This is a genomic window from Catenibacterium mitsuokai, from assembly GCF_025148785.1.
Classification (GTDB): Bacteria; Bacillota_I; Bacilli_A; order Erysipelotrichales; family Coprobacillaceae; genus Catenibacterium; species Catenibacterium mitsuoka.
In genome coordinates this window covers 1,151,984-1,172,805 of sequence record NZ_CP102271.1, presented here as the reverse complement: position 1 = coordinate 1,172,805, position 20,822 = coordinate 1,151,984, and the positions used below count along the sequence as shown (strand labels likewise).

General features: G+C 30.8%; 19 protein-coding genes. 2 read left to right on the top strand and 17 right to left on the bottom strand.

Annotation, left to right across the window (positions count from 1 at the left end):
- Window position 1: 1 nt before the first annotated feature.
- Entirely contained in the window at window positions 2-397 is a 396-nt protein-coding gene (locus NQ499_RS05835) for a hypothetical protein (RefSeq protein ID WP_006505058.1), read from the bottom strand.
- Between the two features lie 280 nt (window positions 398-677).
- Here NQ499_RS05835 and NQ499_RS05830 point away from each other — a divergent pair, with 280 nt between their 5' ends.
- Window positions 678-1,076, top strand: a complete 399-nt coding sequence (locus tag NQ499_RS05830; RefSeq protein ID WP_006505057.1) for a hypothetical protein — start codon at window positions 678-680, stop codon at window positions 1,074-1,076.
- 206 nt (window positions 1,077-1,282) lie between these two features.
- On the opposite strand, the gene NQ499_RS05825 is transcribed toward NQ499_RS05830, so the two are convergent.
- From NQ499_RS05825 to NQ499_RS05810, 4 genes are all read right to left on the bottom strand, one after another.
- Window positions 1,283-2,596: an IS3 family transposase gene (locus NQ499_RS05825; protein ID WP_006507208.1), complete on the bottom strand. Its 1,314-nt coding sequence runs from the start codon at window positions 2,594-2,596 to the stop codon at window positions 1,283-1,285.
- A 17-nt stretch (window positions 2,597-2,613) separates the two neighbouring features.
- Window positions 2,614-3,090 carry a hypothetical protein gene (locus NQ499_RS05820; RefSeq protein ID WP_006507209.1) on the bottom strand — a complete coding sequence of 159 codons (477 nt, stop codon included), beginning with the start codon at window positions 3,088-3,090 and terminating at the stop codon, window positions 2,614-2,616.
- Window positions 3,029-4,969, bottom strand: coding sequence for an IS3 family transposase (locus NQ499_RS05815; RefSeq protein ID WP_006507210.1), 1,941 nt, complete (start codon window positions 4,967-4,969; stop codon window positions 3,029-3,031). Before NQ499_RS05815 ends, NQ499_RS05820 begins: the two co-directional genes overlap by 62 nt.
- A 731-nt stretch (window positions 4,970-5,700) precedes the next feature.
- Window positions 5,701-6,141 (bottom strand): hypothetical protein, encoded by a 441-nt coding sequence (locus NQ499_RS05810; protein ID WP_006507205.1) that lies wholly within the window; start codon window positions 6,139-6,141, stop codon window positions 5,701-5,703.
- An 833-nt stretch (window positions 6,142-6,974) separates the two neighbouring features.
- Here NQ499_RS05810 and NQ499_RS05805 point away from each other — a divergent pair.
- Window positions 6,975-8,225, top strand: a complete 1,251-nt coding sequence (locus NQ499_RS05805; protein WP_259848707.1) for an IS110 family RNA-guided transposase — start codon at window positions 6,975-6,977, stop codon at window positions 8,223-8,225.
- Window positions 8,226-8,232: 7 nt separating this feature from the next.
- Here the strand turns inward: NQ499_RS05805 and NQ499_RS05800 are convergent, their stop codons facing one another.
- From NQ499_RS05800 to NQ499_RS05745, 12 genes are all read right to left on the bottom strand, one after another.
- Entirely contained in the window at window positions 8,233-8,529 is a 297-nt protein-coding gene (locus NQ499_RS05800) for an ATP-binding protein (protein WP_259848705.1), read from the bottom strand.
- A gap of 35 nt (window positions 8,530-8,564) precedes the next feature.
- Window positions 8,565-9,557 (bottom strand): acyltransferase family protein, encoded by a 993-nt coding sequence (locus tag NQ499_RS05795; protein WP_259848810.1) that lies wholly within the window; start codon window positions 9,555-9,557, stop codon window positions 8,565-8,567.
- Window positions 9,558-9,663: 106 nt separating this feature from the next.
- On the bottom strand, window positions 9,664-11,451 hold the full coding sequence (locus NQ499_RS05790; RefSeq protein WP_006505040.1) for an ABC transporter ATP-binding protein: 1,788 nt from the start codon (window positions 11,449-11,451) through the stop codon (window positions 9,664-9,666).
- Entirely contained in the window at window positions 11,444-12,973 is a 1,530-nt protein-coding gene (locus NQ499_RS05785; protein ID WP_006505039.1) for a lipopolysaccharide biosynthesis protein, read from the bottom strand. Before NQ499_RS05785 ends, NQ499_RS05790 begins: the two co-directional genes overlap by 8 nt.
- Before the next feature lie 15 nt (window positions 12,974-12,988).
- Entirely contained in the window at window positions 12,989-13,621 is a 633-nt protein-coding gene (locus tag NQ499_RS05780) for an acyltransferase (protein WP_050772154.1), read from the bottom strand.
- 8 nt (window positions 13,622-13,629) lie between these two features.
- A complete protein-coding gene (locus NQ499_RS05775; RefSeq protein ID WP_006505037.1) occupies window positions 13,630-14,532 on the bottom strand; it encodes a hypothetical protein in 903 nt (300 codons plus the stop codon).
- Window positions 14,525-15,490 (bottom strand): glycosyltransferase family 2 protein, encoded by a 966-nt coding sequence (locus NQ499_RS05770; protein ID WP_006505036.1) that lies wholly within the window; start codon window positions 15,488-15,490, stop codon window positions 14,525-14,527. Before NQ499_RS05770 ends, NQ499_RS05775 begins: the two co-directional genes overlap by 8 nt.
- Window positions 15,483-16,481: a glycosyltransferase family 2 protein gene (locus NQ499_RS05765; protein ID WP_006505035.1), complete on the bottom strand. Its 999-nt coding sequence runs from the start codon at window positions 16,479-16,481 to the stop codon at window positions 15,483-15,485. Before NQ499_RS05765 ends, NQ499_RS05770 begins: the two co-directional genes overlap by 8 nt.
- Complete coding sequence (locus tag NQ499_RS05760; RefSeq protein WP_006505034.1) at window positions 16,459-17,607, bottom strand: polysaccharide pyruvyl transferase family protein; 1,149 nt, start codon at window positions 17,605-17,607, stop codon at window positions 16,459-16,461. Before NQ499_RS05760 ends, NQ499_RS05765 begins: the two co-directional genes overlap by 23 nt.
- A 13-nt stretch (window positions 17,608-17,620) precedes the next feature.
- A complete protein-coding gene (locus tag NQ499_RS05755) occupies window positions 17,621-18,589 on the bottom strand; it encodes a glycosyltransferase family 2 protein (protein WP_155812599.1) in 969 nt (322 codons plus the stop codon).
- A gap of 20 nt (window positions 18,590-18,609) precedes the next feature.
- The gene (locus tag NQ499_RS05750) at window positions 18,610-19,608 is read right to left on the bottom strand and encodes a glycosyltransferase family 2 protein (protein WP_006505032.1); all 999 of its coding nucleotides are present in this window, start codon (window positions 19,606-19,608) and stop codon (window positions 18,610-18,612) included.
- 10 nt (window positions 19,609-19,618) lie between these two features.
- Window positions 19,619-20,818: a glycosyltransferase gene (locus NQ499_RS05745; RefSeq protein ID WP_006505031.1), complete on the bottom strand. Its 1,200-nt coding sequence runs from the start codon at window positions 20,816-20,818 to the stop codon at window positions 19,619-19,621.
- Window positions 20,819-20,822 lie beyond the last annotated feature (4 nt).

Below are 20,822 nucleotides of genomic sequence, written 5' to 3'. Positions count from 1 at the left end.
ATCACTCCTTTTCCTCCAATATAATTTGAAATGCTGTTGATACCGAAGCAATTATCAAACATATAATAAAGCAAATTAGCTTCATAAAATTATGTCCATATCCTGATGCATCAAATAAAAAACCAGTTATCAATGTAGAAATTGTAGATGCAATTTTAAGGATTATCAATCGGTTGCTCGACTTTTTTCTTGTATCACTTTTAGATTTTCTAATAGCTTGCATAACTATAGTGCTTGTAATTTCTGCATTTGCCCCATCTTCTCTAATACTTTCTTCTATCAAATTAGATTCTTTTATAATATTATCAGCATACTTCCCCATTTGTTCTTTTAATGTATAACATGCTTGATCAGTAAAATTATCAACTTTCTTTTCATCAATGTTTACTTGTATCACACATTTCACCCCCTCCAAAAAAATTGATAGTGTAAAACATTAAAATAAGTTCATTAAATACATTTGTATTTATCCTAATTTGATTTATGTTTAATTGTATTTACGATAATTATGTAACGTTATTTTATTAATAATTCATACATCAGTGTATTTATGTTTTATTATACTAGACATTTTTATATTTTTTGTATAGTATTTCTTAAATATATCCCTGAAGGGTTGCATGAGAAGGCTATAGGGTTTATAATAAATATAAATTCGAATCAGGAGGGATTGAAATATGAGAAATTGGGAAAAACCTATGGTAGTCGTAGATGCCTTTGTAGCAAATGAATTCGTAAGTGCTTGTGGAGAGAATCACAAAGTTTATAACTTTGAATGTAATGCAGGTGAAGAAGATGGTATGTATGATGTTTTTACAAATGATGGTAGAAACTTAACTAAAGGAAGATCAAGATTTTATAGTCCATGTAAAAAAACACATGAAGCAGAAGAAGATAGTGGTTTCATAAAAGGAGTTATGATTGATAACGGTGGAAACGATAAGCTTACCTATAGATACTGGGGAAAAACCTATGAATACCCTAAGACTGATGTAATCATCTGGACTAATAACAATACAAACGTTCACTGTACTACAAAACTTGACATGAATGAATGGACTACATCTAAGTCTTAATAAAAAAAATTAAATAACTATGAAACAAGCCCCCAGCTTTAAACTGGTTCAAAAGTCAAGGACAGAAAGTTGACAGTCCCTGCTAAATGAGCATCACCGTAAGGTGATGCTCATTTTTTTGCGCCTGTTCCCCAGCCTTTTTCCACGACGAAAAGAAGTCCTGATTTTATGGACTTTTCCCGATATATTATTTATGATTTGTCTAATTAGTATAATGCATCAAGATCCTTATAATAGTCCAGTTCTGTATAGTTCTTCCAGTTCAATGGATCCTTAAGCAGTTTCTTGATTTCAGCTGTTGCTTCATGATAATAGAATTTTAAAGCCTTACTAATCTTCTCAATGATTTCCGAAATCTTCTTCAGCTGATTCTCTACTAGTTCCTGCTGTTTTACCCATTTCCTGTTTTCATCCTCCATCTTCTTCATATCACGCATGATGATTTCGCCCGCATTCCTTAATAATCTGGACTGCTGCTCATTGATCTTCTGACGTTCCTTACGGAGCTCCTTCTTTTTTTCCTGCATTTCAAGCTTAGCCTCAATGATCTTTTCAAGAGGCATAAGCTCTGATGCCTTCACCCCATAATAGCTGTCCAGTGGATACTGACCTGTCACCTTATATGTATAGAATTCACTTGGAGACAGTGCTGCAAGGGTATCCTGATATCTTTCATTATTATGCATATTGATATATCCATTAATGAGCCTTCTTACAGTAGCTATATCCCCACATCTTGCGATGATGTCAATGACCTCAGTCTTCATACGCCCAAAGAATGATTCCATAGGAGCGTTGTCCTGACTGTTTCCTCTTCTGGACATTGACTGGATGAAATCATTCTCATTAAGAAGCTGTTTGAAAGATGTTGACAGATACTGTGAGCCCTGGTCACTGTGGCAGTATACCTCCAGATTCTTGGGGAACTCGTCCTTATGATTCTCCATCATATTATTGAATGCCTTCTGAACAAGAGACACATCCATTCTGCCTGATACATAATGACCTAGTATTTCAGTTGTATAGGCATCCTTGAACGCACACATATAGGCTGGAGTACGGCTATAGCCGTAATGAATATAAGTGATATCAGTAAGGATGACCTGTCTTACACCTAACTTGAAGTTACGGTTAACGAGATTAGGCTTTGCCATGCACTCATGATGGTGGGTTGCCTGTCCCTTGTATGCATCCTTCTTGGGAAGCTGTGCAGTAATCTGCATCTTTTTCATGATGGCTGAAGCTCTTGATACGCTGATATTGTAATTGAACCTTCTGAACATATGTCGGCGGAAAGTTCGCTTTCCGGGAACGAATCCTAGTGTTTTAATGATCTTCTTGAAGCACTGCATCACATGGCTTTCATCCTGTTTTCTAGCTGCCTGCTTCCCGTCTCTATCCTCCCTGCGTGCCACATAATTATAATAGCCGGTGCTGCTTACACCAAATAATTTGAACACTTTGGTGTTAGTATAACCATTCTCTTTTGCCTTTCCCCTGCTTATGTAGTCATAAGCCATGAAGAGCTTGTCCTCCTTTACTTCTTGTCGCTGTAGGATGAGTATATCTCCTCCAGTATGGAAGGCATTTTTTTTTGAAATTCTACGTAATCCTCAAGATATCTGATACGTGCCTCCTGGTATGCAACCTTCTCTTCGAGAGTCATTTCAGGCATTTCCTCAATAGGGATGCTTCCATCATAGTTCTCAGCCTTTGGTTCAAACTCCCCGTTCTTCGCTTTCTGTCTTGCACGCTTGGCTGCTGCCTGAGCGCAGTTCTTTCCTAGTTTCTTAGTATCGAACCCTAATGATTCATAAGCCTCGATTGATGTCATTCCACTTTCAAGCTGCTTATACAGTGCAACATAGAAGTCCTTTGTATAGATGAATGCATCCATATTCTTTGTAAGTTCTGCAACGAACTTATTATCTGAATGTTCAATAACTGCATCTCTATGTGCAAGTCTCTGCGCCTCTGTCTGCTGTTGCCTGTTCTTCTTTCTTTCCTGAGCCATATAATTCCATATCCTCCTCTGTCAGAGCGCCAAGCTCAACTGCACGCTTGAGCGCCTTTTCTCTCGCTTTTTTCATCATTTTATCATACTTTTCCTGTTCGTTTTGAAGATAATCTGAATATTCATTATCAGATAATGAATTAAGATAGTCTTCATATTCAGTTGGTGTCATCTTATTACGTGTCCACTGAGGACGCTCATTATTATAGTAGTATACATAATTATCTATCATTTCCTTCACTTCTTCCGGAGTGGAACAGCCAGACAGGTCGCACTCATCCTTCATATGTCCAAAGAAGGATTCCTGGCTTGCATTATCCCAGCAGTTTCCCCTGCGTGACATGGACTGTCTGTATCCTAGTTCCTTAAGCCTGCCCTGGAATAAATCATTAAAATAGAGGGAGCCCTGGTCAGAATGGAAGATGGCATCCTCAGAAGGATCAAGAGTATCTATTGTATCCATAACTAAATTAAGATCGTTACCTGAAGAAGTGATATGACTTACAACACGTCCGCTTACTGCATCCTTTATGCAAGACAGGTATTCAGTTCTGTTCAGCCCGTATTTTAGATAGCTCACATCTGTGAGCAGTATGTCACCCGGCCTTGCCAGACGGAACATTCTCTTAAGAAGGTTTGGCTTCCTGTTGCTTTTTAAGTTTTCTCTGTACGTTTTCAATTCAGTACGCTCCCTGCGGATGGCGCATATGCAGTTGTATTTTCTCATCAGCCTGAGAATCTTGTTTCTCCCAAAATGAACACCACATATATCGGGAAGCATCATATAGATGGTGCGCGTTCCTTTTCTGAATCCCTTATAATCCATGACCTTCCTTATGTATTCAAAATCAATCTCATCCTGCCTTTCTTTCATACCGTAATTATCATCTGAGAGTATTGAATAATAGGATGACTTGGATATGCCGATTCTCTTTAGTATGGAACGGATAGAATAATCATATCTGTCGTGTGGGAGGTCTCTTATCCATATGCATAATGCCTTCTTCTGCTCGGGGGTAAGGGAAGGAAGAATTTTCCTGATAGTATCAAAATGCATCATTGACAGTTTTTCTAGTGCTCTCATCCTGTTGTGCTGGATGCGGCATCTGAACTCCTGGTCACATTCCACCACCATATCATCAGAATCACCATTCCAGGATATGAGCTGTTTCTTTATTTTATTTCGCACTCTGATAGGAAAATCAGAACCATCAATCTCAAATATTCCAAGGATCTCATCAACGGGATAACTATAGAATATTGAAGCTTCATCATAGAACTGTTTATTAAGTGTAAAATGATCTGTATTGCATCTCTTTACATATGGATGACCAAAGTATTTCTCTGCTGCATCAGCACTTATCTTTTCTTTAGTTTTTTCTCCATCTTCAAGTTTTCTTTTTAATTCATATATTCTATGATATCCGACTTTTTCGGGATCAAGACCACAGGATTCAAGCTGATTTTCAATGGACACAGAAGGATATTCTTTATAGGCTTTATTAATGAACTCAGAACTAAATGTAATTCCTCTACGTCCTTTGACGAATACCCCGGAGTCAACTAGAAATGAATTATCATATAATTCAACTGAATATATACTCTGTCCAAATACCTTATTTTTTCCGTTAGTAGGACGACCATAGCGCTTAAAGTTAATGTTGATGTTATTTATTATAATTTTCCCTAACATCGAACAATCAAAGCCGTATGATTTAAGTGTTTCTCTTATCTGTAAGGTAGATGGCTGCTTAATCCATTCATCATATAAGATGCATCTGAATTCATGTGTTAATACAAGTCTGTCTTGTCTTATGGCTTTGACATAGGGTGATTTAGATAATAACTCAATTTCTTCATTAGTGAACTTTTTTGGCATAGCATAATTTCAACAACGAAACGAAAAAAAGATACCCACAAGGTGGGTATCACAACTGTCAGGTTGTTGTCCTCCTTATGGGTACCATTTTACTTTGGGGGTTTGTTTTTGTTTGACTGGGTTATATAGGTTAATGTTATGGAGTGGTTAATAGCCACAATAACAAGTTCCCACTTATTTAGTTGATCAAGTATATCGGAATTAATAGGCACTGGACTTGTTAACGTATTAGGTGGACTTCCCTACCGTAATGGATGGACTTCTATTAGTGCGTTGTATAACTAACCTCATCACTAGCAATACTTTAACTAAAGTAACAGCAAATCATATTATTGATATGATCAAGCACATCGGAATGCTTGGTCAATCCCTTCGGAATAGTTGATCAACTGAATCGGAATCATAAAACAGCTTATACATAAAACTTCATTATTAACCATGAGTAAAAATAGTAATCTAACTATTGCTTGTTTATTTCATAGCAAGATAAAACAACTGAGTCTATCATCCAAAAATAATGGTAATTAATACAAGTGGTGCAGTTACTGCTAAGTTATAGACCCTATTCATAAATAACCATTCAGATACAAATAAGACTCCTTTATGTGTAAAAGGAGATTAATACTTGAAACATTAGCTCAATATAGTTAATTGAGTCTCTCTAATTGCTATATGTAGTGTTTAGAGAGACTAAAAAGACTATATATAGTGATTTTAGTATTCTAAAATTACTATAATTGTATGTTGGTTGCCTCAAATTCATTTTCTTTTCTGAACTCTATTAACATATTCTGAAGTATTTGTATATTAGATAATTGTTCTGCAAATATATTTAAATCATACCCTATAACTTCAGGAATATATACTCTATAGTCTCTATCTATGTATTCATCCTTATTACACCAATGTGTTTCAACATAGTAATTAAACAACTGGTGTTCATTCTCATCTTCAAAAATTAATACATTCTCCATTAAAGATCTTTCTGATGACATAGCTTCACTATTGTTTTCTTCTAGAAAAAAGAGATGTACATTATATTCAAGTGTATTTGTAATCCAATATCTATAAGATACATCCCACTTAATAGATTGTTTTATACTAATTCCATCTAACAATGGTGTATTTGTAAAATGACGTCCACCATCTAAAATATTTCCAGATAATTCCATAAGACAAGTATTGAAATATATAAGTCTAACAACAGTCCATATAGGTTTGTTATCACGTTGATTTAAAAAGAAGTAATCATAGCCAGTACGAAATTAAGGATCAGTTAATTCATATTCTATAACATATTGTGGTTCTAATTCGTGATAGTATATTACTTTTGATTGAACAGGTGATATCTTCCAATGAGATTTGTCTAATAGTAAATAATTAAAGTGTTCAATAGGTGTTAATAACAAACCAAATCGTTTTTTCCAAAGTAACTCAACAATATTAATATCAGCTGATCTATTTACTGGTGTATTTGTATCTTGTATTCTAGCATATATATTATTAGGGTTAATTTGTTGGAAACGTTCCTTTAAATAAAATGGTGTATTTAATGAATTACTGACTTTAATTACATCTATTAATTTATTGTCTATTTCAATAGTTTCTACACATACTGTTGGTCTTATATCACCAGCAAACTTTTTATCTTTTAGAAAATCAACTAAGTTTTGTGTATTTCTTCTATTGTTTCCTCCATTTCCCCGCGCCTTCGTTGCGCGGACACAAATATATAATCAAACTCAAATCCACCAAAACTCTAGTGTGCCTCTCGATATAATAGTATAATCAAAGAGAGGTGGTATACTACAGAGCACGTGAGGGAGAGTAGGCAATTCTACTCAAATAGAATATCCTGAATTGTTATAAGTAGCCGCTATCTTTTCAAGCACAAATAAGTTGGACTTAGAGCCAGGACACTTATGATTGTACAATCAACTGAGTGATTAGCTTAGATAGCAGTCAATGCCACTTCTCTTCTTTCAATGAAAGGAGAGATTTTTTTATGAAGATTGTTAGACCAATCTGCTGTGGCATGGATGTTCACAAGAATATCATTGTGGCTACAATCGGTATTACTAATAAGAAAACTCGTATTACCGAATACATCCAAGAAACGTTTTCAACTTTAAACCCTGATTTACTGAATCTTAAACAGTGGCTCATTAATCACAAATGCTTTGATGCATGCATGGAATCTACTGGTAAATATTGGATTCCAATTTTCAACATCTTAGAAGATGAAATCAATATTTACTTAACTCATCCAAAATATGTCAAAGCAATTAAAGGAAAGAAAACTGACAAGAAAGATTCAAAATGGATCTGTGATTTATTTAAACATGATCTAATCAAATTTTCTTTTATACCACCCAAAGAAATAAGAGCTTTACGAGAAATATCTCGCTATCGCTATAAATTGGTTGGGATGCGTTCCTCTGAACGTAATCGATATCAGAACTGTATGACAGTTTCCAATATCGGTATTGGTTCTGTATTTTCAGATCCGTTTGGAAAGTCTGCACAAGCAATCATGAAAGAAGTACTTGAGTCAGATATCATTGAAGATGAGAAAATTTTGAAATGTATCCATAGATCGTGTAAAAATAAAGATAAGATTCTAGATTCCATTAAACACTGCAATATTGAAACTGATCAAAGGTTTAAAATGAATGAGTCAATGACTCATATGGAAGAATTACAAGTCCATATTAATAACTGTGAAATCGAAATGATGAAACGTGCAGCACCAATGTTCGATCAATTCATGCACATCACCCAACTACCAGGCATCAGCACTTTATCTGCAATTCTCATTATTTCAGAAATCGGAGTAGATATGAAACAATTCGAATCAGATAAACAGCTAACCTGTTGGGCTGGATTAGCACCTGCAAACAACGAAAGTGCTAACAAGAAAAAATCAGTTCGTATTTCTAAAGCAGGTCAATATTTAAAACCTTTATTAGTTCAGTGCGCTCTTGGAGCAATCAAAGATAAGGATGGCTATTTTGGAATTAAGTATTCTCGTATCAAAAAGAGACGAGGTCACAAGAAAGCCATTATCGCAATTGCAAGAATGATGCTTGTCAGTATATACCATATGATTCTTACTGGAGAGACATTTAATCCTTCAGATTATGAATCATTTAGAAATCCTAATCCACCTATAAAGCAACAAGTTTTAACAGAAGAATCAGCAATTGAGTTTCTTAAGAAATCAGGTTTTGACGTTTCTAAATTAACTAAACCATAATATTCAATTATTCTATTTTTTCTAAATTATTCAAACTTGTTTTTAAGTTTGTCTTTTTTTGTACGTTTTGATTGATTTTTGTTTCACACTTATCTTCTTCTACATCAACAATAGAAAAATCATTTTTTTCATCAATACCTATGATAATATAAGCATCTCTATTTTCTATATTGTTAGCCATACAAATGATATCATGAAGCATATCTTGTCTATGATCATTATCATACCATTCTCTTTTAAAATCCCAGTATCCTCCTTCTTGTTTTAGTTTACGAAGGTTTACTATTGTTTCTTTTAGATTCATATAATTACCGCCTATATTTTTAGATAAATGATTTTTTAAGAGATATAATTAATTATACTATTGATTTTAGAATGTATTGTATCTACTACATATGAGCATAGTATACAGCAAGCAAATAGAATAATGATACATCCTAATACTGTATGCGTACTAAAGATGAGTTTAGAGAAGAAAATCATATAGAACTGCATGTGTAATAGCCATACATTTGTAGAATGTTTTCCTAAAAATAATAATACTTTCTCTAAGCATGGAATCTTAATATCTATTAGTAAGAATCCAGTAATAAATATTAATCCAGTGAAAGGTGCAACAATCATTGATTTGACTACAATATGTAGTAATACACTCACTAGCATTAGTACTATTCCTACAACCTGCTTATTATTTAGTTTTTCCTTCAACTTAGTCATAACAAGGTATTTTCTAAATATTAATCCTACAACATAAGATAATTGAGAAGTTCCATATAATACCAATGCATTAATTATGTAATTAATAACATTAACTGATGTATATATTGGATGGATCATTCTGAAATAGTAAGCAATTATATAAATAGCTAATGATAACATCAACATAATGATGTTATGATCTTTATCTACTAAATTAATAAGATATTTTGATGTAATACACAACAATATATATGTTTGCATGAACCACCATGCACCAACATAATTAATATGATATAAAAATGCATTCCCTAGAAAAGTAGCAAATGATCCTGGTATATTATTATTATTCAATACTAACCCAGTTATACAAGTTAACGTAAGTATAATCCAATATGTTAATAAAAGATTAAATATTCTTTTTAATCTTTTTTGTGTGGTTTCATTTTTCAAAAGATATGCAGCATATCCGGCACTAAAACAATAAATTGGAACACATGCATCACATATAAATGATAAAAAATATGTTAGAGGTAATCCTTTTATTGTTATAAGAGGATTATAAAGATCCGTATAATTAGTTGTATTGAATAAATGTAAGGATAGCATAAAAAATATAGCTATTCCCTTCAGCATTTTTGATTGGTTTTTACTTATATCAGTCATTTAATATCACCCTTCCTTTCATCTACAATTAAAATTATAAAACAGTGCAATAAGTCATCTTATTGCACTTAATATTTTAGAAATCCATAGCCATCTTACTAGACTCTTCTTCACTTAACTCAGTAACATGAGTCTCCATTACTCTATATACTCTCTGACACATATTTAATACACTAGGTCTATGTGTAGTAACTATACAAGTCTTATTAGGATGGTTCTGTATAATATTTCTTAATACTCTTCTTTCTGTAGTAACATCTAAAGCACTTGTAGCTTCATCTAATAGTAAGATTGGTGCATCTCTGAGGATTGCTCTTGCGATAGCGATTCTCTGAGCCTGTCCTTCTGAGAATCCTCTACCCCTTTCACCAATCTTAGTATTAATAGTATCAGGTAGTTTAGAAATAAAATCCCATGCACAAGAGACTTGTAACGCATGTATAATTTCTTCATCTGTTGCATCCTGTTTAACCATTCTCATATTTTCTGCAACAGTACCAGATAAAATAGTATTACCTTGAGGTACATAAGCAAACAAGTGTCTTGTGTTCGCATTCGCTTCTACTGCATCACCATTAGAAGCATTTATACTTACTCCCCCATCAGATGGTCTAATTAAACCTAAGATCAATCTAATCATAGTAGTCTTACCTTCTCCTGAAGGACCTACTAATGCAACGATTTCACCTGGATTTGCTTCAAAATCAGAATCAGTAATAACTTTGTTATTTTCGATATATGCAAAGTTGACATCATTCATCTTTACACTAAAACCATCGTCCTTATATGCATCTAACTCACTGCTTTCAGGAATATGAACTTCTTTAGGAAGTTCTACTAATTCTCTGATACGGTGTGCTGATACTGAACTTGTTAGAAATGACGGAATAATAGATACTACGTTACTGAAGGCTCCTTCTAGGCTTGATCTTTGTTGTAGGAAGAGTGTCATAGTACCATAAGTAATATCTTTAGTCCAAAGTCTAAATAGACAGTAACCAAAGGCTGTTAGAGATACAGCTGTACCTAGTATAGACATAAATACATTCGTCCAGATAGTAAACATGTTATAGTCTAATGAAACATCTTTAAACTTCTTCTGCCAGTCTCTCATTTTTTTACTGTATAATTTTGATATACCAAATGATTTGATTGTATCAAAGTTATAGAATGTTTCTACTTCAAATGTCATCATTTCAGAAGACATCTTTCTTACTTTCATGTTGTATTGTCTCTGTTTAGTGATTAAGAAACGAGAGGCAATAAGCATGAATGGTGCACTGGCAAAAGCTAATGCAGCCATGATCTTATCATAATGCCAGATGACAAAGAATGTAGCGATGAAGTTATAGAGTGCAATAATGATAGTTGGTAACCAGCTAATAGCGTTACCTGATACTGTACTTACATCACTATTGAATCTGTTTAATACATCCCCATTACTGTATTGGTTAATAGCTAACCAGTCTGCATCAATAATCTTATCAAAGATATCTGCCTGTATATCGTTATTAATATATATACTTAACTTAGCTGTAATACGATTTAAGACACTACCAAAGACTAAACTAAATACTGTAGAGCCTATCATGATACATATCAAAATTGGTAGTTTTGATATCTTGTAACCAGTGATGATATCTATCATGTATTTACCTACTACAGAACTTACTAGTCCTAGAGTAGTACTTAATATACCTAATGCAGTATAAAAGATAATAGCACCTTTATATCTTTTACTATATGAGAAGATCCACTTCCAGTCATCTAAGATTTCTGAAAAGGTACCATCTCTCCATTTTTGAATCAATATATCTAATGATTCAAAGGAAGTGGATCTTTGTTTGTTGTCGTTGTTATACATTTAGATTCCCCCAACTAATTCTTATTTTGTTTAAAATATTCTTTATATAATATAATGCGATTTCTCTAGATTGTTTTTCCAATAATGTGTTCATGCCAAAGAACACAGCAAACACAATCATACTAACCCATGCTGCATTCAAAAATAAGAATAGTAGTGAATCAACTTTTAAAGGAATTAATAAGAAGATTGGAACACATATAATAAATAATAGTGCATTTGTAAGCCATTTTCTATATGTTGATTTTGCACTTCTATTTAATATTCTATGATTTGCAAATAAAATTATATCATTTGCTCTGTATATTAATGCTGCTATAGTTCCAAATAATACTCCATAAATTCCAAATTTAAATACACATATAAATGAAACTACCAAATTAATAGCAGTTTCTAACCAAGCACGCCATTGTGTAGCTTTAAATTCGCCTGCAAAACCTATGATAAAGTTAGATGATACTCTTCCATAACTCAATAATTGGTATAATCCAAATAAGATTGGAAGCCTCCAATCAACATAGTTAATATCAGCTCCATGTGTATAAATTTTCATAAACGGTAAAATGAATATAGACGCTACTGCTATTAATGAAAATACGAGTGCTAAATAATAGGTCTCAAACGCTTCATTTATCTCTAAATAACGTTTTCTATCCAAATGAAATATTTGACCTAAAGCAGATTGTATACTGCTAGATACAGTTGTAATAATAGTATCTAACATACCATAGATAGTTGCATACATTGAATAAATACTCACTGTTTTTAAACCACATATAAATGTAAGAATTAATACATCAGTATGACTAAATACTAAAGAAGATATCTGATGCATAAAAACAGCACCTCTTTGAGAAATAGCTTTAAAGTTTGGCTTAACTGATAAATCCAGCCACTTATAATTCTTTTTTATATACCAACTAACATATAACATTTTAACTATATTAAAAAATAAGAATGTAGCCTGAACTTCAATAATACTTTTACCATTCATTAACAATAAAATTCGTGTTACATCTGTTAAAACTGACGTAACTGTACTTAAATTGCTAACCACATAATTTCTATTATCTACCCTCAGCAACATATTATATTTGCCCTGAACTAGATAACTAATAACGCTACCAGAGCCTTGTAAAACAATTATGAAAAAACAAGTAATATAAGGAATTTCAGTTTTTAAAAGCAATGGGTATATGAAACCAAGTAAAATAACACATACACCATATATAACACCAATTTTTTTATAATATCTATCAGTAGCTGATAAGATAGCATTAGCAGCGTAATGATCATTATGAGCAATAGGGTTATATAAAGCAACTACTGAAGCATCACCTACTCCTATTTCTAATAAAGCTAAATATACATATATTTGCTTGATAGATGATAGTAATCCATTGATTTCTGATCCATAGTTAACAATAAATAATCTAGGTATTATAATAGCAACAATTGAAGTAACTACAGTCCCTATCATTCCCCATACAAGATTATTAATGCTATTTTTTTGCCTAGACATTTTATCCCTCCTATTTTATCTTTCCCATAAAAAATCTTTATTTAATACTTTTTGTCCATTCGCAGATCCAATAATAGTATTATTTTCCACGTTTTTATTAATTAATGTACATGCTGCAATCATACTATTATCGCCAACTTTGACATTTTTCAATATAGTAGAATTAACCCCAATCCATACATGATTTCCTATATAAACAGTTCCTTTGAGTTTTGAATCTTTATTTCGGTATTTAATTTTGTGAAAATCACTATCAAAAATAACAACATTTCTAGCAATCATTACGTCATTACCTATACTGATATGGTTTCCAACAATAATAGTACTAAAACTATTCATAGTAAAATACTCAGTTTCAAATTTACTATTTAACAATAATTCAATTGTACTTCCATAGGAAATTTCAACATAAGCCATACATATCCATTTAGAATTTTCCCTTAATCTTAAAAATGTTTCTGTTTTTGATCCTTTAAGTTTTCCAGTTCCAACTTCTAAGTTTCCGTCATAAATAATTAATTCTGAATTCTTTTCTAAATTTATAATTGAATTTTTGTATGGAATTAACTTTCCTTTACCTTTTCTTATAACCTTTTTGCAAAAATAGTTATAATAAATATATTTGAATATATCAATTTTTCCAATCATAAATTTGTTCACCTTTCATAATAATTAATTAAGTTCTGCCATTGAACATCATTTTTTCCATCTTGTGAATTAACATACCACAAACTACCATCTGAAGTCCCATATATAGTAATAGGAAACGCTCTCCAAGGATACGCACTAGTAATTCTAGTCCCTTTTTTCATTGCCATATATGTTAACCATAAATCATCAGCATATGGACATAATTCCTTTATTAAATCCTTATTAAATGCATCTTCAAACAAACAATGAGGTGGATAAAGTGACCCACTACCGGAAAAAATCTGTATTTCATTTGAATGAATATACTTCTCACCAACATTAGTATTTACCCATTTTGAGGGTACTGTATCATGATTACTCCCTATATACTGAGCACTCATGGTACAAATATCCATAGGATATTTTAAATGCATTTTATATAGTGTTTCTACAGTATCATTTGGATAAAACATATCGTCATCAGCTAATATTACTATATCTTCATTAAATTCCTTTAAAGCATAGTAATATTTTTTATGACTTTTTAAATCATCACATAGTTTAATTTGTAATCCATACTTTTGTAATCTTTTTAAACTTTCTGGCAGATCATCGAGTGTTTTAAATTGTGATTTAGCAAGCCATAATACAATTAAATCAGGCTTCATACTTTGTTTAAATAAAGATGTTATAGTTAACCAGATTGTATCAATTCGTTTAGGATAAGATGTTAATGAAACAATTATTCTTTGATCTCTTTTAATTTTATTTAATTGTAAATGAGTATCAGATGCCCATTTTTTCTTGATATATAGATTATAATAAGTCTCAATATAATCAATAATTCTCTGAAGATTTTTACTAGTTTTTTTATTTAGCTGAGCTCTTCTTTTTTGAAATCTTGAAATTAAAAAATATAACTTATACATTATTCTCCCCAACCTTAAATAGTTTCCTAAATAGTATATTAGTATACTTAACATAAAGTAAGTAATCCTTAATTGAACTACACTTGCGTTCCTTTAATTCTTTATAATACCTTTTTATTAATAAACTATCTTTACTATCTATTGCATTTCCAAACTTTATTTTAGAAAAGTAAGTATGATAATCTTTAATTTCATCAGAAAATCTGAAATTAGGAATTTTAGTTATTGTATTATCTAATATTCTTTCATAATTATTTATTTGATTTATTATTTTCATACTGTCATTTACTGAATGAGAATGACTGTCACTTCTAATATAGTAATAATAAATCGAACCTTCTACATAATTTGGATTTCCATAATACCATGAAAATGGAACCAAAAGCTGTACATTTTGTCCACCAGGGCCATCATATATATCACGATTTCTTATTACCCTATGAAATGATGATGTTCTAAACATGTACCCAGAAAATATTATATTTTTAAAATAAATCACATTATTCAAAAATTCAAAAGAAGAATTATATTCTATTTCACCAAGTGATTTGATTATATTTTTTGTTTGCTGATCTATTTCCGTCACATCTCCATAACAAAAATGACATTGTGGATTATCTAACATATACTTTAATTTATTTAATATAAAATCATCGCCAAGTGCATCATCAGAATCTACACAAGATAAAAATTCACCTTTAAAATATTTTAATCCTCTATTTAACGCAGAAGCTTGTCCTGCATTATCCTGATAAATATATATCAATTCAATATTATTATCTTTGAATTTACTAGAGTATTGGTTAACTATATTTTTGGTATCATCTTGTGAACCATCATCAACAAATATAACCTCTATATGTTTATATGTTTGATTTAAAATAGAATCAAAAAACCTTGGTAAATAAGGTGCACCATTATAACAAGGTGTAACTATACTAACTAGCGGATTATCCATTGAAAAACCTCCCTTGTACTTTTTGTATTAAATCAAATAAATAAGGTGAAACATAAAATATATACATATATATTTTTGTCTCATATTTAAACTTAGGATTAAAATCACCTAATTTGTAATAATTACGATATTGTTTTATGACATATTGAAGCTTACGATCATCTCTTAGGATATCTTTAACTCTAGAAAACTCCCATATTAATGAGTGTAGATATTGTAATCTAGCTTTGTTCATTAAAACAGAATTATTTATTCTTTTGAAGAAAGCTATTCTATCTTCAAAAAAATACAAATAATCTAGTTTAGCTACTGTAACTTTTTTCCCTAATATACTATCTTTTCTTTGATAGTAATAATAAAGACAATCGCTTATCATTATAATTCTTTCACAGTTATTTAAAACATAATGGCTTGTAGCCACGTCTTCAAAAATATATCCATCCGGAAATCTGACACCATTGTATACATCTTTTTTTATTAGTTTTCCCCAACAAGTGACTAAAAGAAAAGAGCGATAGTCATCTTCATAAATTAAATTAAGAGCTTCTAATGATGAAAGAGATGTTACTTGAGATTTGTCTCTAATAAATTTATAATCATCCTCATCTCCTCTTTTGTATTGACAAATAACATAATCTGAATCATATTCTTTTGAATAATAAAGAAGTAATTCAACAGCATTATTCGCAACATAATCATCACTATCAATCCAGAACACATACTCTCCTTTAGTGTGGTCTAAAGCAAAATTTCTCGTATAAGATATACCATGATTTTCATTATGATATACCCTTGCTCTTGAATCTTTTTTGCAGAATTCGTCGCAAATACTTGAACTCCTATCTGTCGATCCGTCATCAACAATAATAATTTCTAATTGTCTGTAGGTTTGATTTGAAATCGAGTTTAAGCAGCGCTCCAAATATTTGTCAGAATTATATACAGGAATCAGCACAGAAATCAAAGGATTAGAATAATTTATTGTATTCATTTTCTAACTCCTTCATTTCTAACGATTTCTGTAACAATTTGTTTTTAATTTCCTCTTCATGCTCCACTAACCACTTATATTTTTCTGTCAACTGATCAGAATCAGCAATATTTTGTACTGGTAAAACATAATTATCTATATTTCCAAACAAGTCTTTTGCAATTCCTTTCGCTTTTACTGAATATCCAACAACTAACGTAGGTACACAAGTTGAGTATGCTGCAATTGTAGAGTGGGTTCTTGCTCCAACAAATCTTTTACATTGACTAATAATAAACTTTTGCTGCATGCAATTATGGTCACCAATTAATAAAACACGATCATTATCTTTATACTTCTCATACAAAGTATATAAAACTTTCTGATCATCGTTATGATGCCAAACAACATGAGGTATCAAAGCTACCTGATTCTTTGAATTAAATAAAATATAATCTATTAGTTTTATAAAACTGTTAAGTATATTACACTCATTACCATATTTAAAAATAAGTGGACTTAAGTTAATACCTACTGTTTCATTTGGAATAAATCCTTCAGGAATATCAACTTCTTCTTTTGGTAAGAAAAATGCAGGATCAGGAAGTAAATAAGTGTTACTATTAATTTCTTTTAGTGCTTTATAAGAGATGCTTTCTCTTGCTAATATGAAGGAATACTTTTCAATATCTTTCTTAATTGTTTTATCCTTACATAATTCAGGTTCTACTGAACATCCCCAAAGTACTGTATTCTTAACCTTATTACGAACATATTGATTGATATATGCATAGTTCTTTACATCAGAATAACAATAGTTATCTCCACCAATAAATAAAGCATAGTCATAATCATCATCTAATTTTTCTATCGCTTCTTTATGCTGTAAAGCATCCATACGATGATAATTTTTTAAAAATTTCTGTTCAACATAGGCACAAATAAAGTCAATGTTATTCTTTTTTACTGGATTTATCTCTCTATATATATCTACTAAATTATCTAATTTGTAATATAGGTCTTCTTCGGGATTGTAAGAAAGCAACGTAATATGATCAGCCATAGTTAATAATAACTTAGTCGATCTTACAATTGCTTCGCATCCATGATTTTTACTACCACCATGAGCATATAATAAAATTTTCATAATATCTCCTCCGCTATCTCATACAAGAATGTAATTTACTATATAAATATAACATCCCAATAAAATGACAATTATATATTCTAAGTGTTAAGGATGGTAAGAAAGACATGTTTATAACTGCCTTACTCTTTATCTTGTATAAAGCAATCATCTTCTTTCTAAATTCAAAATAACCAATATTCCAATTATTAATAATAATAGTATAAACATAATGAGACATTATACGTTCAAATATTAATTCATTTTCTTTATTGAACGAATTACATTTAATTAAAAATTGTTTAACCTTATTTTGAATTTGCATTTGCTTAAAAAAATCAATTTTTTTATCATCAACATTAATACCTGAATTTATAGTTTTTTGTTTATAGTAATAACCACAATAATCGATAAATTTAATTGATTGAATATTACTATATACTTCTAGGAAAAAATTAAAATCTTCAGCTAATGTAATTGAACTATCAAATCGTATATTATTATTTTTAATTATTCTAGATTTAATAATCTTGGTAGAAACATAACCATAAATCCCAGTTTTTGACTGGTCTCTATAAAAAGCTTCAGCTAATTTATCAATTCTAATAAAGCCTAGATATGGAGATTTTACTCTTTCAATAATATTGCCTTTATAATCTATTTTTGTTAGGCCACCAAGAACCATATCTGCAGTTGGATCATATAATGCTTCTAAATAATGTTCATCTAAGATATCATCTGCATCAAAAAAAGTGATATACTCCCCATTATGATGATCAATGCCAAAGTTTCTAGCACAAGATACTCCACTATTTTTTGTTGAAAATACTTTAATTCTCGAATCTTGAAACGAACTGGCAATAGATAACGAGTTGTCAGTTGACCCATCATTCACAACGATTAATTCCCAATCTTTAAATGATTGATTAATTACTGAATTGATGCTTTCTCTTATATATAATTCCTTATTATAAACAGGCATTATTATTGAAATTCTACACAAATAGATACACCCCCATATTTCTATAAAATGTTATATAGCGATATTAATTTTCGTTTGATTATATAAATTTGAACTTTTAATTTCCAACTCCATTTTTTTGGAAAATCAAAATCCGTAAACGACTCTTGAAGTTTATTAGATTTCATTATTCTAGCATAAAGTTCCATTTTATTGCTTCTAGACATCTCAGCACTTTTAATTTGATTCAAACTGTTACACGCATAATAAATCATATGCAATTTTAATTGCTCAGAGAAATCATAATCAGTTTTTTTACTAAAAAATTTTTGTAAATAATCATTCATTCTGGAATAAACCTCCCATGAACCTTGTTTATAAGATGTTGTTATAGTACCTGGATTATTATAATAGTGATATAAAGGTCTATTTTTCAAATAGTAGAAACTATTAGCATAGTACCCAACCATTGCACTAAACAAATTGTCCTCTGACCATTTTACATCATTCGCAAATATTAAATTGTTTTTATTAAGAAATTCTCTTTTATATAAACAATGCCATACAGATAATAATGGTCCATAATCTAGATTTCTTCCCATAATAAGTTGTGGATAAATTTCTTTTTTTATATCCTCTTTAGAAAAATATCCTTCTCTTAGATTTGTAATCTTAATGTAACTAACATTATCGTTTTCTATTCTAAGATAATCTGACATAACAAAATCAACTTGATTATTTATAAGTGTTTCATACAACTCTTCATACATCGTTAACTCTACATCATCATCTGAATCTACAAACCCAACTGTTTCTCCAGTTGCAACTTCCAAGCCTGCATTTCTTGCACTACTTAAACCACCATTCTTCTTGTGAACAACTTTAATTCTGGAGTCAGTCTTTTCAAATTCATCACACATATGTCCACAATTATCAGGTGAACCATCATCAACTAAAATTATTTCTATATCTTCTAGAGTTTGATTACTTAAACTCTTCACACAACGTACTAGGTACTTCTCTACTTTATAAACTGGAACAACTATACTCACTTTAGGCATGTATATCACCTCAACTTATAATTTCGTATATTTTTTTTACTTCAGAATAGTTAGAATAGTCTTCATTAAAACAATTCTTTTGAATTGTCCCCAATAATTGAGTATCTTGAATAATTTTTTGCATTCTTGATGCACATTCATTATTCTCTAAAGGAACTATCACACCATCATATCCATCCTTTAATTGACTCTTTGCAGTAGGATAATTCGTAATAATAACTGGCTTATGAAGTGATTGTGCTTCTATTACACTTACACATTTACCTTCATATCTAGATGGCTGAACATATACATCGCATGCTTTGATATATGGATATGGATTAGACTGCTTACCTAAGAGTATTACATGTTCTTCCATATTACATTCTTTAATACTCTTTTTAATTCTTTCTTCACTTCCACCATATCCTATAATATACCATTTAATATTTAATCCTAATTCTAAAATCCTTTTACAGATAAACGGTACATTATCAAAGTTCTTTGCTTCACAATATCTACCTATTGATAATAACTTAATAGAGCCATCATCAATCATCTCATTACTTACATCAAACTCATCTGCCTGTTTGCTAATAAGCTTAATGGGTAATATATTAGGTATTTCAACAATCTTATCTTCTAACTGAGGAAAATTCTTTAAAAAGTTAGTAGTTACTGCTTGAGATATAGATGCAATATAATCATATGGTCCCCACATATTTAATTGAGACTCTATATCTGTTTCTACATGACCATAATCAGTGTGTATCCAAGCAATCCTCTTTTTTGCATTTACTTTATGAGAAACAATATAATGAGGTGTTAAGAAACTAATAGCTAAATCATAATTAGTATCTTTATTAATAAATGGCATAAGTTTATATGTATACTTATGACTATAATCTATTGGTACTTCGCTATCTGTCTGGTGATGTTGTTTAATATATTTATTGGCTTTAATCTTTCCATATAAACGACCTAAAGTAAGTAATATATGACCTTCTTTTAATGTATCAACCATAGGTCTTGCAAGTACTGTATATTGTTTAACTTCAGGTAATAGATTTACTTCTTTTGGTATATATTCTAGAAGTTCTCCTTCATGTCTTAAAAGAAATAAATCTACATCGTATGTAGTATAATCAAAAGCTTCTAATAAACCTAATAAACTCTTTTCTACACCACCAAGAAACATAGCATGAGATACAATTATGATTTTCTTTTTCATATTT

Excerpts from the sequence above, each read along its gene's own strand:
- NQ499_RS05830 (WP_006505057.1), top strand. The coding sequence starts at position 678 with ATGAGAAATTGGGAAAAACCTATGGTAGTCGTAGATGCCTTTGTAGCA.
- NQ499_RS05825 (WP_006507208.1), bottom strand. The coding sequence starts at position 2,596 with ATGGCTTATGACTACATAAGCAGGGGAAAGGCAAAAGAGAATGGTTAT.
- NQ499_RS05820 (WP_006507209.1), bottom strand. The coding sequence starts at position 3,090 with ATGGCTCAGGAAAGAAAGAAGAACAGGCAACAGCAGACAGAGGCGCAG.
- NQ499_RS05815 (WP_006507210.1), bottom strand. The coding sequence starts at position 4,969 with ATGCCAAAAAAGTTCACTAATGAAGAAATTGAGTTATTATCTAAATCA.
- NQ499_RS05810 (WP_006507205.1), bottom strand. The coding sequence starts at position 6,141 with ATGGAATTATCTGGAAATATTTTAGATGGTGGACGTCATTTTACAAAT.
- NQ499_RS05805 (WP_259848707.1), top strand. The coding sequence starts at position 6,975 with ATGAAGATTGTTAGACCAATCTGCTGTGGCATGGATGTTCACAAGAAT.
- NQ499_RS05800 (WP_259848705.1), bottom strand. The coding sequence starts at position 8,529 with ATGAATCTAAAAGAAACAATAGTAAACCTTCGTAAACTAAAACAAGAA.
- NQ499_RS05795 (WP_259848810.1), bottom strand. The coding sequence starts at position 9,557 with ATGCTGAAGGGAATAGCTATATTTTTTATGCTATCCTTACATTTATTC.
- NQ499_RS05790 (WP_006505040.1), bottom strand. The coding sequence starts at position 11,451 with ATGTATAACAACGACAACAAACAAAGATCCACTTCCTTTGAATCATTA.
- NQ499_RS05785 (WP_006505039.1), bottom strand. The coding sequence starts at position 12,973 with ATGTCTAGGCAAAAAAATAGCATTAATAATCTTGTATGGGGAATGATA.
- NQ499_RS05780 (WP_050772154.1), bottom strand. The coding sequence starts at position 13,621 with ATGATTGGAAAAATTGATATATTCAAATATATTTATTATAACTATTTT.
- NQ499_RS05775 (WP_006505037.1), bottom strand. The coding sequence starts at position 14,532 with ATGTATAAGTTATATTTTTTAATTTCAAGATTTCAAAAAAGAAGAGCT.
- NQ499_RS05770 (WP_006505036.1), bottom strand. The coding sequence starts at position 15,490 with ATGGATAATCCGCTAGTTAGTATAGTTACACCTTGTTATAATGGTGCA.
- NQ499_RS05765 (WP_006505035.1), bottom strand. The coding sequence starts at position 16,481 with ATGAATACAATAAATTATTCTAATCCTTTGATTTCTGTGCTGATTCCT.
- NQ499_RS05760 (WP_006505034.1), bottom strand. The coding sequence starts at position 17,607 with ATGAAAATTTTATTATATGCTCATGGTGGTAGTAAAAATCATGGATGC.
- NQ499_RS05750 (WP_006505032.1), bottom strand. The coding sequence starts at position 19,608 with ATGCCTAAAGTGAGTATAGTTGTTCCAGTTTATAAAGTAGAGAAGTAC.
- NQ499_RS05745 (WP_006505031.1), bottom strand. The coding sequence starts at position 20,818 with ATGAAAAAGAAAATCATAATTGTATCTCATGCTATGTTTCTTGGTGGT.